An 18600-nucleotide genomic window follows, 5' to 3' on the forward strand; every position below is an offset into this window, starting at 1 on the left:
TTCAATTATCTAAGCAAATCAATGATAAATATGAGTATACTCAATAGGCAATCACCCCCGATTTTCTGCTAAAATGGCTTATTAATTTGCTAAAAACGGCCCTCATTTGCTTGTTTAGAATCAGCAATTTGTACCTGCCAATTATTAATCACCAGATATGAAAAAAACAGTCCTTTTACTCGCGCTAATATTCGCGACATTAACCAACACCTTATTCGCTCAAAAAGCCAAAACTGATAAACACATGCAATGGTGGCGTGATGCCCGCTTCGGCATGTTTATTCATTGGGGAGTATATTCCGTTCCTGGTGGTATGTACAAAGGCCACCCCATGACCAAGGGCGGCGCCGAATGGATCATGAACCGTTCAAAAATACCGGTTGCCGAATACCAACAATATGCCAAACAATTTAACCCCACTAAATACAATGCCGATGCATGGGTTAAAATGGCAAAAAACGCCGGTATGAAATACATCGTTATCACAGCCAAACACCATGATGGCTTCGCCCTGTTCAAATCAAAAGCCAGCAAATGGAACATGGTCGATGCTACTCCTTACGGAAAAGATATTTTAAAGCCTTTAGCTGCCGCTTGTAAAAAGTATGGCATCAAATTAGGCTTCTATTACTCACACGCGCAGGATTGGAACAACCCTGGCGGAAGCGCGGCACGCAAAGTTACTACCGAAGGCTGGCCTAACCCCGATTCAGCTAAAATTGATGCTTATACCGAGGCCCACACTGGCCACTGGGACCCTGCCCAAACTACCCGCAGCATGGGCGATTATATGGATCAGGTGAGCGTTCCACAAGTAAAAGAACTATTAACCAACTATGGCGATGTTGCCGTTTTATGGTGGGATACCCCAACCGACATGACCGACGAGTTTGCCGCCAAACTAAACAATGTACTAAAGCTGCAACCCAACATCATTACCAACGACAGGTTAAAGCGCCCCAATTATTTTGGTGACTATAAAACCCCAGAACAAAAAATACCCGATCTAAGTGAATTAGATGGCAAAGACTGGGAAACCTGCATGACCATGAATGGCTCATGGGGTTATAAAAGCTACGACCATAACTGGAAAAGTAATGAAAAGCTGATCCGTAACCTGGTTGACATAGCCTCAAAAGGCGGAAATTATTTATTAAATATTGGCCCAAAAGCCGATGGTGCTTTCCCCGATGAAGCCATTAAAAGCTTACAAGTCATAGGCAAATGGATGAAAGTAAACGGCGAGGCCATTTATGGCACCAAAGCCAGCCCTATCGATACACTAAGCTGGGGTCGCTGTACTAAAAAAGATATTGCCGGTAATACCATCTTATACCTATCAGTTTTCGACTGGCCTAAAGATGGTAAATTAACAATCCCGGGTATCAAAACTCCCATTACTTCGGCCAGGCTACTGGTAGGTAACACTACCATCAAAAGCAAACAAACCGGCGATGTTTTAGAACTCCAACTCCCGGCCAAAGCTCCGGATCAAATTGCATCAGTAATTAAAATAAACCTAAAGGGCATACTCACAAAAGGTTCAGCAAAAAGCGGTAAAATAAAAAGTGGTGAGCTTGATTAATCGCGTCGTATCAAACACATAAACATGCGTTACATAACAACACTTATTATAGTTCTATTTTTAGCCTCCAATGCTAAAGCCCAGGCACCCGAGGGTGAAAGCTGGGATAAAAACATATCGGGTAAAGAGCACCCAAACATCCAGTGGTTTAAAGATGCCAAATTTGGCTTATTTATCCACTGGGGTTTATACTCTGCCGCTGCGGGCGAATGGCAGGGAAAAAACAACTACGGCATTAGCGAGTGGTTAATGAATACGGCCAGAATCCCCGCGAAGGACTATGCCACCCTTGCCAACAACTTTAACCCGGTAGGTTTTAATGCCGCGCAATGGGTAAAACAGGCACAGGGCTTTGGCGTAAAATACATGGTGGTTACCGCCAAGCACCACGAGGGTTTCGCCATGTTCAAATCCAACGTATCTGATTTTAACATAGTTGATGGGTCGCCTTATCATAAAGACCCTATGAAAGCCCTATCAACCGAAGCCCATAAAGCAGGTTTAAGGTTTGGCTTTTACTATTCACAATTTGTTGATTGGCACGAACCTAATGGCGGCCGTAACAATTGGGATTTTGATGAAACTAAAAAAGATTACCAGGCCTATTATCGCACCAAAGCTATCCCACAGTTAAAAGAATTGCTCAAAAACTACGGCCCGCTTGATATCATCTGGTTTGACCAGGCGGGCGGGATGACGCCTCAGCAAACCCAGGCTTTGATCGATTCCGCAAGAAAGCTCCAACCCGGCACCCTACTTAGCAGCCGCATTGGCAACGGCTTAGGTGACTTTAAAGACTTTGGCGATGGCGAAGTACCCGCCCTGCCAGTTAAAGGCGCGTGGGAAGCCCTATTCACCCACAACGATTCATGGGGATATACCAAGTTCGATCATAATTTCAAAACCTCTGCCGAGATCGTCCATCTGCTGGCAACTGTTGCCTCAAAAGGCGGCAACCTTATCTTAAATGTAGGCCCCGATGGTAACGGCAAGTTCCCCGAATTTTCGGTCAGGTACTTAACCGAGGTTGGCAACTGGCTCAAAATAAACGGAGCTTCCATTTATGGCAGCACCTACGGGCTAATTGCCCCCCAACCCTGGGGAGTTAGCACCGCTAAACCGGGCAAACTATTTTTGCATGTGTTTAACAAACCAACTAACGGACAGATTGTAGTGCCTAACATCAGTGATCATATCATATCGGCTTACCGTTTAGATAATCACAGGCCCCTAACCTTTGTAAAAAAAGGCACTGATATTTTGATCAACGCAGCAGCTATGCCCGCTAATGCGGATGCTGTAATTGTGGTAAATTACAAAGGGAAGATCAAAGATGCCGGGCCAAATGCGCCTACTATTGTTTCGTACCAATACCCGCAATACAATATAGAGGCCGCGTACACCAATACCTTTGGCAAAGCCAGCGCTAAAGCAATTGTATCAAGCAATTATCATGGCGATTGGAAACACAACACCTGCATCACCGCGATGGCAACCCCGGCCGATAGCGCCAACTTTAAAATGCGTGTAACCGAACCCGGCGATTACAAAATAAGCCTTGAGTACGCTTGCGACGAAAAAAGCAAAGGCCAGGAAGGAACGCTTACCGTATTAGGCAAAGACTACAACTTTTTAACCCTCCGCACATCTGCCGATTACGACACGCATAAACCCGGGTTATTTATCAAACATACCATCGCTATCGCGAGCATCAAAAAGCCCGGTACTTATTCAATAAGCATCAAACCATACACTTCTGCAACCGAACTGTTTAAATTAAAAACCATCGTTATAGAACCGGTTAAATAAACCATTACTATAAACCAACAAAACAAACAAAAGCCGCTTTTATTGCGGCTTTTGTTTGTTTAATATCCTGCTAATATCTAATCATGATCTCCCGCTAAAAACCGCTTATTTTTTAACCAAAGCAACCTACCGGTAATCTGTGGCGAACTGGCTATCTTTTTAGCGTTGATGTTAATATTGGCCGCAGTAGTATATTTATCCTTGCGGATATCAGCCAGGTAATAGTATTCATCGCGTACATAGTTATCACCATCGGCATTACCTGTACCTGTTGTGGCATCTACTTTACCGGCATAAATACCATTGGTTACCGTGGTAAGCACAATATCAAAGTAAGTATTTGCCATAGGCTTAATATCATCCAAACTAACGTTGTAGCGGCCGCTGTTATAAGCCAGCCAAAAACCTTCCGCATCATAAGCGGCATGGTTGGTATCTTCTACACTACCGCCAATAGCGTATTTCCAATTATAGCAGGCAGTACCCAATTTAGATGTAACCGTAGTCAAATTAGCTTTAAACCAATCCACATTGGCCTGCACTATAGCATCATATTTTGTAACCCTTGTCGGTGCATCATTTAATATCAAATGGCATTGCACCAGGCGGATCATGCTATTGGTAACCATAAACAACTGGTTCCAGGGTGCGGCATCATTAGGTTTGTAAGTGTTAGGCGCCCCCGGAAAGTACAGTTTGTTATCACTCGCGCGTACAAAACGGGGTAGTATCCATACATCGTTCACATAATCTGCCTGCTCAATATATTTGAGCGCCCTTGCTTTGTAAGTTGCGCCATAACCCTTTGCATCACCAATACCTACAGCGGTATTCCATATGGCGGGCTTTTGTAAGATCAGCTTCGCGCAGAAAACCATGTGCGATAGTACATCCCCCTGCTCAACACCGGCCCCGGCAGGTATTGTAGCCGCGTCTGATGATGGCCAAACCGGTTCAATACTCCCCGTCCATAATTTGCGCTGCCCGCCATTGGTCACACTCGCCAAATCATTTCTTCCAGATAAGGCGGCATCACAGTAATAGATCATCCGGTCAAGTATCGCTATATCTCCGGTAGCTTCATACATCAAACCACAAGCTTCAATAGCCTTGCCGGGGTTTCCAAAAACCCAAACATTCTGGTCGTTATCAGTTGGTGCGGCAACTGTTTGCATATAGGTTTTAAAGGCCAAAATTTCGCTAACGGTTATACTGCCGGTTAAACTTTCAACTATCATACCCTTATTGGTTACAGGTGTAGTTGTACCGCCTCCGGTTGGGGTAGTAGTTGTCTGCGTAGTGTCGGTAGTCGTTTTTTTGCACGATGTTAAAACGTGGCCACAAAGCATAGCCAGGCCTCCTAAAAGGATCAGTTTTTTCTTCATAAATATTTAGCTATATGGTTATTTAATTGGGGCGATCTTTAATCACACTAATTTACCAAACCCATTGCCCATTAACTCACATCACTTGGCTTAACAGTAAACATTATTGGCATAATAAACTGTAATACAAACATTTATTTAATAACACAGCCTAGTTTAAACGTAAAAAGGGCTAAACACATGTATATGTTTAGCCCCATGTATAGCTTGTATTTTAATTTACTTTACAGGTTTTAAGTCCACTTCTAATAACCTCATCAGCCCTTCTGCTTTAATATCTTTTGCCCTAATAGTAATGGTATGTATACCTGGTTTCAAATCAACAATACCCATATCTGTTTCTTTAACGCTGTCGCCCTTAGCTAATGTTTCTATCGTTCCCGGCTTAATCGCATCATCAATCACCAATTCATATTCACCGGAATTGTTGCTATCGGCACTGTATTTAAGCAGCAAAGCAAATTGTGCAGGCGCTAACAATCTAAACTTCCAGCTGATGGTTTGTTGTTTATTCTTCCAACCGTCAACATAATAACGGGCAGGTTTACCATCACCAAATTTAAAACCCTTGCCAGTAAGCAAAGCATCAAAGGCCAGCAAACGGTTATTGGGCGTAGCCGATGTAAGCAACCTTACAGAATCAGTCACAAAAGGTTTCTGGCCTTCTAACACAATAACACCGCTTAAATTATTGGGGGCTTTTGCCGGGATGGTTAGTTCAATATCCAAAGCACTTAAACGTTTAAACGCCAAAGGCTTCTTAGCAGGATCGGCCAATAAATAAGCTTTCGCGATATTGCTTTTCAAGCCCGCTACAATCAGTTTATTATTACGTGGCCATTCAAAAACCTGTAGATATAATTTGCCCCTTTTTTGTGTAGATACGCCCCAGTTTTGAATAGGCAATGGTGTTTTTGTACTTCCATAGATACTGGCGCTATTAACCTTCATCCAGATACCAATACTATCCAGTATCCGCTTATCGGCAGCATCAAATTCGCCATCGCCTTTAGGGCCAATATTCATTAACAAATTACCCCCACGTGATGCCGATCTAACCAATAACTGAACCAAAAACTTTGCCGATTTATGGCTCTTATCAAACTTGGAATAACCATACGATTCGTTAGTAGTTGGTATAGCTTCCCAATCGCCCGTTACCGGGAAAAATTCTGCCGGCCTATCTGCCGTATTTTGATAATCGCCCAGGTTTAAATTACCACCGCCACGAGCCAGCCTACCATTAACAACTACATTCGGGTCGGCTTCGCGGATGGCTTCCAATATCCTGATATTTTCAGACAAAGGCAGTTTGCTTGGCGTATCAAACCATAATATATCCGGATGATATTTTTTGATCAGTTCGCGTATCTGTGGTATTGCTTTTTGATTCACATAATTAGCTGCCTTAGGTAACAATTCGGGATGAACATCGTACCAGTTGGCACCACCAAATAACAGTTTATCGCCACCCGGGTTATTATATTCCCAATCATTTCCGGGGGCATCAGGGTGTTCCCAATCAAAGGCATGCGAATAGTAAAAACCAAACTTAATGCCGTGCTTTTTACAGGCCGCGGCAAGGTCCAGCATCGGGTCGTGCTTCCAGGCAGTTTGTTTAACCACATTATAATCTGATACATCCGAATTAAACATCGCGAAACCATCGTGATGTTTAGCCGTAATGATCAAATATTTCATACCTGCTTTTTGGGCTATGCTCGCCCATTCATCGGCATTAAATTTAACCGGATTAAACTGATGCGCTAATTGCAGGTATTCGGCGCGTGGTATTTTTTCTTTGCGCATCAAATGCTCGGCATAACCATCAACCTTTTTCCCTTTCCACTCGCCTCCCGGTAACGAGTATATTCCCCAATGGATAAACATACCAAAGCGGGCCTCGCGCCACCATACCACACGGGCATCATGCGTTTTCATTGATGTTGCCCACCAGCCATGTACAGCCTTATCAATTTCTTTTTGATCGCGGGCTTTTGCCTGATTTTGCATTCCTTCTTCGTCGCCCTTTTGTTGGGCATACAAAGTTTGAGAATTACCTAACGCCAACAGCGCCAGGCCGAACGATAACGATTTTAATGTTTTGATGTTTTGCATAGATAAAAAGCCAGGTGCTAAACAATAAGTAGCACCTGGCAGGTTTTAATTTTTAAATAAACCGTTAATTGGTATTAACATTACATTTATAGAACCGGCAAACCGGGAGCCAAACTTGCACCAAACACATGGATAATGCCATTGGTTGCAACATAGCCACCACTCCTATCGTTCGTTTTATTATTGTGAACTATTGGTGCCGAATCACTATTGTTTAATATCTTCAGATAAAATAACCCCGCTTGGTCAAAACCTCTGCCATTAGCAAAATAACCCAACATACTTGATTTAGATAATGCAGTGTTTGCAGGTAATAATGATTGGATAGGCTTATTAGTCTCATTCAAATCGGCAAAGTTATAACGGCCTTGTCCTATCAGGTATAAAAAGTAATTTTTAACGTCCTCTTTAGGGTAATCGCTCCACTTAGTTGCAGGCTTGGTTACCGGTATGCCTGTTGTAGGGTTAACACTGGTTACCATAGGGTAGTCAAACCACAAACCGGCCGAAATAGTGGTAGTTGTTATCCCCCCTGTAGTTTTCACTGTAGATACACGTATGGCATCATTGGTCATAAACAAATAAGTACGATCAGCCTTTTCAAATTCAGCCAGATCAATACCTGCATAATCCAAACCGGCTTTCATGTATTTAAATATGGTATCGGTAGCGCTGTTGGCAATACCTGTGCCGCTGGCCCTGTCTTCTAAAAACTTACGTGCGGTAACGTTAATATTGTTATCAAGCGTTTGCGGATGATAATCATAATTCTTTTGCGGCTCAAGCCCGAATATCTTTACGCAACCTGCTTGCCCTATAGCAACTATAGCCAAAAGCAAAATGAGTAAATATCTATTTTTTAAACTTTTCATGTTATGTCTTTTAAAGGTGAACATTAATCTGAGTAACCCGGATTTTGTGTCAATTTTTTGTTTGAGTTTAATACCGCTCTGCTTATTGGCCAAAGCACCCGGCGGATATCAGCGAAACCAACCAGATCGGTACCACCGCTTCTTGCTTGCCTATCCTTCAAAACCGGATCCATTATTTGTTTAACGTGATCGGTACGTATCAAATCAAACCAGCGTTTACCTTCGCCAACTAATTCATACATGCGCTCTTGCAAAATGGTATTCTCCATTGAGGCTTTATTATTAACAAGCGGGTCCGTAGGCAAATATTCAACAAGACTTGCCCTTTTTCGGATATAGTTTAAATATTTAAGCGCGTTTGGCAAATCATTATTTCCATTTAAAGCTTCTGCATATAACAAGTAAATATCCCCTAAACGGTACATTGGCAGGTATGGGTTAATTGTTACTGCATAATAAATAGCCAGATCTGCCGCGGTTGATGCCGCGGTAGGATTAACCGGGCTTTGAGCAAATTTCACAAACCTATCCCTATTATTAGTAGGCGTAATATATAGATCCAGGGTTTGTTTAGGTCTGATATCATTTGTGTGTGTTGCTGTAGTTTGTGGTAAAAAATAGCTGGCATAAAATAAAGGATCAAGCTGCATACCCTTGTTATTATTTGCCGGACCGAGTACCATGCACGAACATCCGTTGTTGGTATAGTTCCAATTTATTGACCATATAGCCTCTGCACTCGCTGTTGGTGTGGTGAAAACGTTTTTCCAGGTAGCAGTTGGCTCCAGGTTAGCGTCTGATGTTCCGGCATATAACGCGCCCTTTGGATTTTTTGCCTTAAACAAATTATTTATCCAGATAATGGCGTTAGGATAATCTTTCTTCCACATATAAGCATCGGCGAGGTTTGCACAAATAGAAGCTTCGTTAATATAAAATACAGATGCTGTTTGCCCTTTAACTGTTAAACTATAAGCTGTTGTTAAATCTTTAATAACAATATCATTCAAAATTGAAGCGGCAGTTGTTTTTTCGCGTTCTGGCTCCTGGCTTATGCTTTCATAAGGTTCAAGCCAAACAGGTGCATCGCCCCAAATACGTAATATATAAAAGTAACACATGGCACGCATAGCGTATGATTGTGCCAGATCCGCATTTACAACATCTGTTGTAACCGAGTTATCTATCGCGGTTACTGTAGGTATATATTTGATGTTGTTATTTGCACGACTGATCACAGTATAAAACTTAGACCAATCACTGTACGGATTATCCGGTGTGATAGCGTTAAAAGCTATTTCATTTTGATAAACGTTTGCGTAGCTTATAAATCTGTCAAACGTATCCGACCTGAAATCTCCCCAGTAATGGTAACGATCGTTAAATGACGTTGTGCCGCCTTCACCAACCATCATCAATTGAAATCCCGAGTACATGCCGGCCATCGCGGCATCAACATCGTACTTTGATTTGTAGAACTGAAAATCGGCAATTTGCGAAACCGGTGTTTGAGTTAAAAACTTTTTACAGCTACCTAAAGGTAGCAGCATCATTAAAACAATGATATATTTAAATGTTTTCATAATTGTATCTATTACAATTTAATATTTATTCCTAAACCAACTTCTCTTCTTTTTGGATACTTTCCGGTATCATCATTAGGTGTTAACGGGTTGCTGGTACTAAACTCCGGATCGTAACCTGTGTAGTTGGTCCACGTCATTAAGTTTGTGCCATATATAAATCCCGACAATCCTTTTAAATGCAATTTTGCGGCGAATTTATTATTTAAGTTATAAGACAGCCTAACGCTTGCCAATCTGATAAAACTTGCATCTTCAAGATATAAGCTATTCCCATTTTGTTTCAAACTCCCCCTGCTTGCGCGATCAGGATAATAAGGCAACGTGGCTATGTCGCCTTGTTTTTGCCACGAATTGTACAATACCATTGGGTTACCAGGGCCTGTATTTGATGGGTAATTAGCATTGTATTGTAAGGTGTTATAAATTTGCCCACCAATTGATGTGTTAACCAAAAAGAATAATGAGAAGTTTTTATAGGTGAAATTATTACTCACACCTAAGTAAAATTTTGGTTGGGAATTACCTATAACATGGCGGTCATTATCATCAATCAAACTATCGGCATTCATATTTTGCCATTCGGTATCTCCGCCTTTTAACTTACCGGCCGGGTCGTACAGGTTGTGTACAGTACCCGTATAAGGCTGCCCATCATAAGTATATTGTGGCTTGCCTCCTACAAACAATGGTTTACCATCGCCACCTAATACAACGGTAAGTCTTTTCCAGCTATCGTTATACGCGTTTGATTCGTTCCATTGGAATACACCAAGGTTTGTCCAGCCATAAAAATCGCCCAGGCGGCCTCCTTCCTGTACATACCACTTACTACCTGCTACAAATGGTGTATGGCCCGCCAGTTCAGTAACTACACCTCTTTCAAATGATATGTTAGCATCAATATTCCAGGTAAAGTTCTTTTTGCTAATAGGCACACCACTAACTGTTAGTTCTAAACCTTTGGTATTTATTGAACCTACATTTACTGTAACGGTTGAAAAACCTGTTTCCTTAGCTAACTCTTGTGGATAAAGCAATCCTTCCGAACCCTTTTTATAAACATCTGCCGTAACGCTTAAACGTCCTTTTAAAAAAGTAAGTTCTAAACCCAAATTGGTTTGAACATTAGTTTCGTAATGAATATCGCTATTACCAAAATTAGAATCATACACCGCAGCGCCAACACCATTGTAACTACCGGTAAAGCTTACTTTGGTTAAAGAGGCATAATTTGTGATTTGATCATTACCAACACGGCCATAACTTACCCGGAGTTTTGCATCATCTAAATAGTTTTTAGACCAATCCATAAATTTTTCTGCCGAAAAGCGCCATGCGCCTGATCCTGAATAAAAATAACCTCGTTGGTTACTCTCTCCAAACTTTGATGAACCATCATTACGCAAAACCCCTTGAAAAATATATTTGCTTTTGTAATCATAGTTTAACCTGGCTAAAAAACTTTGCTGGGTAGACCCGCTTCCGCCTGTGTAAGTAGAAGTTGTTGTTAAATAGGCAGGCAGAGCCGCGGTAATTTCTTCACTTGTAGTGTTAGCATATTCAAGGTGAAAAATATCCGACGAACGTTTTTGAGCATCTATACCTAAAGTAGCCGAAAAGTTATGATACTTATTAAAAGTTTGACTATAGTTTAAATACGATTGGATTTCGTAGTTAAAATTCTTTTTCAATTCATCAGTACCATTATTGTTTGTACGGCCGTTGCTCAAATACCTTGGCGAAAAGAAGGTGTATTGCGGACTCTCGTATGAAAAATTGAACAAATTGGTCCACTTAAGGTGTTTGCTTATATTCAGATCAAGCTGATTATTTACTTGTGCCGAATATGTTTCTGTTTTATTGATCTCATAAAGCGCATTGGCAACCGGGTTGCGTTTTGAACCTATATAACTGGTTAATGAGCCATCGGGATAATAGATCAACGAAAACGCGGGCCTGTCAAAAACAACGTTAACTGTACGGCCTACCGGTATTTCGTTTTTGTTTTGATAATATAAGGTAAGATTGGTTGTGTATTTTAAAAACGTAGTAGGCTGGTATGAAATATTAAGCCTGGTTTGCAAAGTTTTTGCATAACTATTAATTATAATAGATTTATCATCCATATAATTAACGCTGGTATAATAATTTAATGTTTTGGATGCGCCACTCAGGCTTAAGTTAACCTGATCGCGATTACCTAAATTACCTAATAGCAGTTTTTGCAAATCATTATCAGCGTTAAAGCTTGGGTTAAGCGAATCGGTGCTTGATCCTGCCGTAGCAGTACCACCGGCTTGTAAACGTCTGAAAGCTCTAACCTCCTGCGCATTGCTTTGTGGTAATTTATGAGCCAGCCTGCCAAATAAGTGGGTATATTGAACACTTACTTGCGGTACACCTTCAACACCCTTTTTAGTGGTAATTAAAATTACACCGTTAGCCGCCTGCACCCCATAAATAGATGCCGAGGCAGCATCTTTTAACACCTCGATACTTGCAATGTCCAGCGGATTAATGTTACGGCCATTATCACTAATAACGCCATCAACAACATATAACGGCCCTGCACCGGCATTCAATGTTGTAACACCACGTATTTGTATGGTTCCTTCGGCCCCCGGCCCGCCATCATTTGTTATTAATACACCGGCAGCTTTACCTTGCAATGCTTCTAACAAATTGATAGGTTGCCTATCCTGAATGTCTTTCGCGCTAACCGATGATACCGGCGCTGTTAGATCACTCCGTTTAACTTTACCGCCAAAACCGGTAACCACCACCTCGCTTAACGAGCTGGATGTTTCGGCCAACACTACATCAAGCACTTTATTAGCCGGAACCACCTTTTCTGTTGTGGTAAAGCCTATAAAACTAAAAGTAAGTGTCGCTCCCACTTTCGCGCTTATGCTATACTTACCATTTGCATCGGTAACGGCAGCGGTAACTGCGCCGTTAACTTTTACACTCACACCTGGCAAGCCCATCCCGCCGGCGTCTTTAACTGTACCGGTAACTTTTCCGGGAGTTTGAGCCCTTGCTTCAAAGGCGTTAATAAAACTAAGCAGAAGCACTATAACCGCTAATTTTAGGGCAATAGAACTTCGCGAAAAATTTTGAGTAAATTTTTTTCTCATATCTTTTTAGATATTGGTTTATAAATAAGTGAACTGGTTCTGTGAGGTTGAATGTACCACAGAACTATAAGTAAAATATCTTACTTATAACAATACAATTTTACTGAGCTTGGTTGGTTTTTGGGTTTCATAATTTTTTAATTTAGGGTTATACCTATTGGTATTTAATTGGTAATGCAAGTAACCGATAAAGCAAAACTTAGCATTTAATGCTATTGGCGAATGATTCAGTTATTTTGGCATCAAAAAGCGCAGAAATGGGCTGTTTTTGCTAAAAAAACAGAGTTTTTTACTTTTTATCAATGTAAAAGTTGTCAAAAATTGAAACGAATCACTCAACTTTTAACATAAAACAAGGCAGATAATTACAAGTATGTTAAGAAACGTATCGGGTTAGTTACAATTGAATTATCCATTTTTGATAATTTACGATGATAAGAATGAAGTCGCACCGAACGTTGATTCTTTAACTCATATGATATTTTTTGGCAAAAAAAGCGCAGCAATTAAAGTCATATTTTGAATACTTATCCTGATAAAATCACTTCTTTTTATGCGTAAATTCTTTTTGATAGGCGAGTGGTGTTTTACCGGTTAATTTTTTAAAATATTTATGAAAGCTGGCAAAATTATTAAAACCGCTTTCGTAGCAAATTTGTTGAATTGATAATTTATCCTGTATCAATAGTTTACATGAAAGCCCGATTTTACACTCCAGCAAAAAGCCCGAATAGGTTTTACCGGTATGCGTTTTAAAGTATCGGCAAAATGAGTTTGGACTTATACAAGCTATGGTAGCAATCTCATCCAAGCTTATTTTATTGGTAAAGTTTGATAACGAGTATTCGTAAATGGCATTAATGCGTTCGTTCTCCGCATCCTCCAAATTCGGTAAAAAACTGCTCGACGATAAAAAATGCACTTCACTGCTCCCGGCTATCAATTCCAATATCTCCAGCAATATCACCATCCGTTTAAACGATTCCGCTTTTAACATCTGCTGCATCATTTCGGCTACCCGCGCACGGGTATTACCAATGATCTGGATACCGCGTTTAGCTTTATCCAATATATTTTTGATCATCGCATTCTCCGGAAGTAATAAAAATTGTACACCCCAAAAATTCTCATTAAAGTGAGCTACGATTACATCAGCCGCGCTTTTAGAATCCTCAACAAAATAGTGATCGTCAAAACGCCAGTAATGTGGCAGGTTAGCTCCTATAAGTACCACATCACCATCACTAAACGACCGGATATTATCGCCTACAAATTGAGTTCCGGTACCTTTTTCTAAAGATATAAGTTCTACCTCGGTATGGTAATGCCATTTATTATTAAAAAACGGGATCAGATCGTGCCTTACACTAAAAGATTGTGCAAGTCCGGTGGCTACTTTTAACAGTTGAGGTTTCATAAAAATCAATAAATATTTAGAAATCCGGTTACTGATAACTCATCCAAACAACCTCAACAGGGAGGACATGGATAAGTTCCCGAGCCCAGAAAATCAAGCTATAATAATTGGTTTAGCAGTGCTTGTATAACAACATCTAAAATACTAACAATATGCCAATAAATATGACTATTATGATAAGATATGCCAATAAAAAAACATTCCATTATTGTTACTTGCACAATTATTAAGGCCTGATTTTTTGCTTACAGCCTACGCTATAATCTATTTATCAGGCATCGCTAAAATACACTCATGGAAAATACTACAACTCACAAAGTTTCAACTTATTTGATCATTCACCCAGACGATAATGTGTTGGTTGCACTTAAAGATTTAAAAGCAGGTACACTTATACAACATAATAACGATAAATTTATGTTAGCTACCGATGTTAAAGCCAAGCATAAATTTACCCTCCAAAACATTGATCTAAACGGCGCTATAACTATGTATGGTGTAGTTGTTGGCGTTGCTTTAGAGCCACTTGCAAAAGGTACTGCCATAACATTACAAAATATAAAACATGCATCAGAAGATTTTAGTTTAGGCCAGCGCAAACTAAATTGGGTTAAACCCGATATTACCAAATGGCAAAACAAAACCTTTAATGGCTACCACCGTGCAGATGGCTCGGTAGGTACCGCTAATTACTGGTTGGTTATCCCGTTGGTGTTTTGCGAGAACCGTAATGTGATGGTTTTAAAAGATGCGCTATTGGATAAGTTAGGCTATAAAAAACCCGACCTATATGAAAAGAACGTTGACGATTTGGTAGCACTATATAAAGCAGGTAAACCGATTGACGACATCCTAAATGCCGACTTACAAATAGCGCCCGATCAAAACGCAGGTACCAAATTATTCTCCAATTTAGATGGGATCAAATTTTTGACCCACGATTTAGGCTGTGGCGGCACCCGTACCGATTCGGATGCGCTATGCGGATTATTGGCCGGATATATTACCCACCCGAACGTAGCCGGTGCAACCATATTAAGCTTAGGTTGCCAGCACGCGCAAGCTTCAATTTTGGTTGATCAGATCAATAAACGTGATACCGGTTTTAATAAACCACTCATTATTCTGGAGCAGCAAAAAGAAGGAACCGAAAGCCAATTAATGCAAAAAGCGCTTAAACAAACTTTTGCCGCGCTTATTGAGGTTAATAAAATTGAAAGACAGCCGGCCCCCTTATCAAAATTATGTATTGGCCTGGAGTGTGGTGGCTCTGATGGTTTTTCAGGTATATCGGCAAACCCGGCCATTGGCTTGGTTGCCGATATTATTGTAGCGCTGGGCGGATCTGTAATATTAGCCGAGTTCCCCGAACTTTGCGGAGTAGAGCAAGAACTTAGCGACCGCTGCATAGACGAACCAACAGCTCTTAAATTTAATGACTTAATGCGAGTTTACAACCAGCGCGCCGAAGAAACAGGCTCAGGTTTTTATGCCAATCCATCTCCCGGTAACATCCGCGATGGTTTGATCACCGATGCCATTAAATCTGCCGGAGCCGCTAAAAAAGCCGGAAGTTCGCCGGTGGTTGCCGTGCTTGATTATCCCGAAAAGGTTACTACTCCCGGCTTAACCCTGTTATGCACTCCCGGAAACGATGTTGAAAGCACCACTGCCGAAGTTGCCGCCGGTGCAAATGTTGTTTTATTTACCACAGGTTTGGGCACGCCAACAGGCAACCCGGTTGCCCCGGTTGTTAAACTGGCTACAAATACCCCGCTCGCCAAACGCATGCCCGATATTATAGATATTGATTGCGGTAATATTATTGAAGGTACAGAAACACTAGCCCAGGTTGCCGACAGAATTTTAGAACACACCATTGCCGTTGCCAGCGGACAGATCATCCCCAAAGCAGTAACACTTGGGCAGGATGATTTTATCCCGTGGAAACGTGGCGTATCATTATAATTACTGCGCTACAACCGTATAAGTTTTACCTTTTTGAGTTTCAAAAACTGTAACATAGCTCTTTTTCAAATTCAAAGCTTGTAGCTGCGCATTGGTATTTTTTTGATATACAGCAGCATTGGTGTATTGTCTGTTTCTGGTATCAGTAACAGATTTTACACCATTTACTTTTACAGGCGTAAAAGTTCTGAGTACGCATTTACCACCCAATGCCGATGTGATTTGAGCCGTAGTTAAATGGCCGTTCTTCCAGTTTTCGGTTACTGTAATATTCCCCCTCGCTTTAATTCCGGATATGCTGCCTTCGGGCCATGCATCTGGTAAAGCGGGTAATAAAACCAGTTCGCCGTAATGGCTTTGCAAAAGCATTTCGGTTATACCGGCTGTAGCGCCAAAGTTTCCATCAATTTGAAATGGCGGGTGCGCGTCAAATAAATTAGGATATGCACCGCCACCGCTCATTTGCTCTTTAGTGTCAATCGGATCAATATAATTGAGCGCCGCGCTTAAAACTTTATAAGCATGGTTACCGTCCTGCAAACGCGCCCACCAATTGGTTTTCCATGCCATTGACCAACCTGTACTTACATCGCCACGATGAATTAACGATTGTTTAGCTGCGGCAGCCAACCCAGCATCACGATAAACATTGATCTGGCTCCCCGGATATAATCCAAACAACTGCGAAATATGACGGTGTGTATCTTTCGGATCATCCCAATCATTAAACCACTCTTGCAGCTGACCGTATTGACCGATGTGATATGGATATAATTTAGCTTTAGCATTTTTTAATTTGGCAACAAACTTTTTATCGGTATTTAAAACAGTAGCTGCCCTAATACAATCTTCAAACAATTCGCGGATGATACTCATATCCATAGTAGAAGCCATGGTCAGTTGATATTCCTTACCATTTATTTTGATCGTATTCTCAGGCGAAGTTGATGGATTGGTAACTAAATAACCACTCTTAGGATCGGTAATCAACCAATTGAGCATGAATTGCGCGGCACCTTTCATTAAGGGATAACCTTCAGTCTTTAAAAAATTGGTGTTGCGTGTAAACAAATAATGCTCATACAAATGCGTGCTCAACCATGCTCCGGCCATTGGCCAGCACGACCAGCGCGGCATGCCCTTAGGGTCTTTATCATACCCACCCGGAGTTGATGTTTTTGCCCAGATATCCGAGTTATGATGCACCACCCAACCCTCGTTAATATCATAATTTACCTTCGCTGTCACTTTTCCGTTTACCGATAGATTTTTAATAAAATCAAACAAAGGCTCATGGCATTCCGATAGATTGGTGTTTTCTGCCAGCCAATAGTTCATTTCGGTATTGATATTGGTGGTGTAGTTACTACCCCATGGCGGTTGTACCAGGTCGTTCCATAAACCCTGCAAATTATTTGCTCTCCCGTTTGGCCTTGAGCTGGCAATAAGCAGGTACCGGCCATATTGGTAATATAAAGCTTGCAATTCCAAGTCGCTTTTACCAGTTTTTAATCGCAGCATTCGTTGGTCAACAGGTAATTGATCAGCTTCCGGATTGGTAACTAAATTAAAGTGAACACGGTTAAATAACTTTTGATAATCAGCAATGTGTCTGCGTTCAAGTTCAGGATAACTCTTTACCCAAGCCCCGTTCAAATTTGTCTTGGCTTCAATAGCCGGGTCTTTCCCAGCCGATGCCGCGGAACGATCAAAACCGTTAAAGCTGGTAGCCTCAGTTAAGTAAATAGTTACGCTTGTAGCTCCCTTCACCTGCAATTCGTCCTTATTGGCTTTAATGGTTCCACCGGTAGCTTTAATTCGAATATGCACCTGAAAAGTCATGCCTTCGCCATTGTCATCATAAACAACCTGCTGAGGTTCCGAAGGGCGATTAGCCACAAATTTAGGCGCTTTTCCTTTCAGCACTAAGTAATCATCGCCTACAGCACTTGTTGTATAATGCAGCTTGCTGGTTAAGCTTGTATTAAAGCTCAATGCATTTGCCTTATCGGCGGTTAATTGAATGATCATCACCTTATCGGGATGGCTGATGAAAGTTTTGCGGGTATAATTAACACCTTTTATGGTATACTTAAGCGTAGTTGTGCTGTTTTTGATATCAAGATCGCGATAGTAATTGCTTGTTGTAGAATCGGACAAACCAAAGTTTAAAAACAGGTCAGCCATAGTCAAATAACGGGCGGAGTACGGCCCTTGCATCTTTTTCCATAGTTCGGCAGCTTTCTCATAATCGCCATCAAAAACCGCTTTACGTACCAGTGGCAAAACCTGCGGTCCGTTAGATATATTTCCAGCATCCGGAAAACCCGACCATAAGGTATTATCGTTTAATTGATAACGCTCTATATTGATACGCCCAAAAACCATGGCACCGGTTTTGGCATTACCCAATGGCAAAGCTTCTTCCCACACCCGGGCGGGCTTATTATACCACAATTTTAACGATTGTTGGTTTATTTGCTGAGCCAAAACGGGCAGTGTGCAAATTGATACCAGTATGGTAAACGTTGTAAGCTTCATTTATTAGTGTATAATTTGGTAACGCAAGGTGCAAAAAAGCGCACTTACATTAATCACTATATGAGTATAGTATTAAACAATTTTGGCTTTAGATAAAAGTCTGGAATTACCCTTTTACAAACCATACCATCAGATAAAATTCATTTGTTATGCATTATAACTAACCCTACTGTCACTACACA

Annotated in this window: 10 protein-coding genes; 3 read left to right on the top strand and 7 right to left on the bottom strand. The window is 41.1% G+C overall.

Annotation, left to right across the window (positions count from 1 at the left end; genetic code table 11):
• Positions 1–157 precede the first annotated feature (157 nt).
• Positions 158–1585 carry an alpha-L-fucosidase gene (locus ABIN91_RS03140; RefSeq protein ID WP_348048346.1) on the top strand — a complete coding sequence of 476 codons (1428 nt, stop codon included), beginning with the start codon at positions 158–160 and terminating at the stop codon, positions 1583–1585.
• Between the two features lie 24 nt (positions 1586–1609).
• Positions 1610–3394 carry an alpha-L-fucosidase gene (locus ABIN91_RS03145; RefSeq protein WP_348048348.1) on the top strand — a complete coding sequence of 595 codons (1785 nt, stop codon included), beginning with the start codon at positions 1610–1612 and terminating at the stop codon, positions 3392–3394.
• Positions 3395–3471: 77 nt separating this feature from the next.
• On the opposite strand, the gene ABIN91_RS03150 is transcribed toward ABIN91_RS03145, so the two are convergent.
• The 6 genes from ABIN91_RS03150 to ABIN91_RS03175 all read right to left on the bottom strand — a co-directional run bounded on the left by ABIN91_RS03150 (position 3472) and on the right by ABIN91_RS03175 (position 13909).
• Positions 3472–4779, bottom strand: coding sequence for an alpha-1,2-mannosidase (locus ABIN91_RS03150; protein ID WP_348048350.1), 1308 nt, complete (start codon positions 4777–4779; stop codon positions 3472–3474).
• Positions 4780–4998: 219 nt separating this feature from the next.
• Positions 4999–6897, bottom strand: coding sequence for an alpha-L-fucosidase (locus ABIN91_RS03155; protein ID WP_348048352.1), 1899 nt, complete (start codon positions 6895–6897; stop codon positions 4999–5001).
• Between the two features lie 86 nt (positions 6898–6983).
• Positions 6984–7769, bottom strand: a complete 786-nt coding sequence (locus tag ABIN91_RS03160) for a hypothetical protein (RefSeq protein ID WP_348048354.1) — start codon at positions 7767–7769, stop codon at positions 6984–6986.
• 23 nt (positions 7770–7792) lie between these two features.
• The gene (locus ABIN91_RS03165) at positions 7793–9352 is read right to left on the bottom strand and encodes a RagB/SusD family nutrient uptake outer membrane protein (protein ID WP_348048356.1); all 1560 of its coding nucleotides are present in this window, start codon (positions 9350–9352) and stop codon (positions 7793–7795) included.
• 11 nt (positions 9353–9363) lie between these two features.
• Positions 9364–12492: a SusC/RagA family TonB-linked outer membrane protein gene (locus ABIN91_RS03170; RefSeq protein WP_348048358.1), complete on the bottom strand. Its 3129-nt coding sequence runs from the start codon at positions 12490–12492 to the stop codon at positions 9364–9366.
• Positions 12493–13033: 541 nt separating this feature from the next.
• A complete protein-coding gene (locus ABIN91_RS03175) occupies positions 13034–13909 on the bottom strand; it encodes an AraC family transcriptional regulator (protein WP_348048360.1) in 876 nt (291 codons plus the stop codon).
• A gap of 294 nt (positions 13910–14203) precedes the next feature.
• On the opposite strand from ABIN91_RS03175, the gene ABIN91_RS03180 reads away from it, so the two are divergent.
• Positions 14204–15877 carry an altronate dehydratase family protein gene (locus tag ABIN91_RS03180; RefSeq protein ID WP_348048362.1) on the top strand — a complete coding sequence of 558 codons (1674 nt, stop codon included), beginning with the start codon at positions 14204–14206 and terminating at the stop codon, positions 15875–15877.
• Here the strand turns inward: ABIN91_RS03180 and ABIN91_RS03185 are convergent, their stop codons facing one another.
• Positions 15878–18418, bottom strand: coding sequence for a glycoside hydrolase family 95 protein (locus ABIN91_RS03185; RefSeq protein WP_348048364.1), 2541 nt, complete (start codon positions 18416–18418; stop codon positions 15878–15880).
• Positions 18419–18600 lie beyond the last annotated feature (182 nt).

The sequence above is a fragment of the Mucilaginibacter sp. genome, assembly GCF_039921305.1.
In the GTDB taxonomy this organism is placed as follows: Bacteria; Bacteroidota; Bacteroidia; order Sphingobacteriales; family Sphingobacteriaceae; genus Mucilaginibacter.

Excerpts from the sequence above, each read along its gene's own strand:
- ABIN91_RS03140 (WP_348048346.1), top strand. The coding sequence starts at position 158 with ATGAAAAAAACAGTCCTTTTACTCGCGCTAATATTCGCGACATTAACC.
- ABIN91_RS03145 (WP_348048348.1), top strand. The coding sequence starts at position 1,610 with ATGCGTTACATAACAACACTTATTATAGTTCTATTTTTAGCCTCCAAT.
- ABIN91_RS03150 (WP_348048350.1), bottom strand. The coding sequence starts at position 4,779 with ATGAAGAAAAAACTGATCCTTTTAGGAGGCCTGGCTATGCTTTGTGGC.
- ABIN91_RS03155 (WP_348048352.1), bottom strand. The coding sequence starts at position 6,897 with ATGCAAAACATCAAAACATTAAAATCGTTATCGTTCGGCCTGGCGCTG.
- ABIN91_RS03160 (WP_348048354.1), bottom strand. The coding sequence starts at position 7,769 with ATGAAAAGTTTAAAAAATAGATATTTACTCATTTTGCTTTTGGCTATA.
- ABIN91_RS03165 (WP_348048356.1), bottom strand. The coding sequence starts at position 9,352 with ATGAAAACATTTAAATATATCATTGTTTTAATGATGCTGCTACCTTTA.
- ABIN91_RS03170 (WP_348048358.1), bottom strand. The coding sequence starts at position 12,492 with ATGAGAAAAAAATTTACTCAAAATTTTTCGCGAAGTTCTATTGCCCTA.
- ABIN91_RS03175 (WP_348048360.1), bottom strand. The coding sequence starts at position 13,909 with ATGAAACCTCAACTGTTAAAAGTAGCCACCGGACTTGCACAATCTTTT.
- ABIN91_RS03180 (WP_348048362.1), top strand. The coding sequence starts at position 14,204 with ATGGAAAATACTACAACTCACAAAGTTTCAACTTATTTGATCATTCAC.
- ABIN91_RS03185 (WP_348048364.1), bottom strand. The coding sequence starts at position 18,418 with ATGAAGCTTACAACGTTTACCATACTGGTATCAATTTGCACACTGCCC.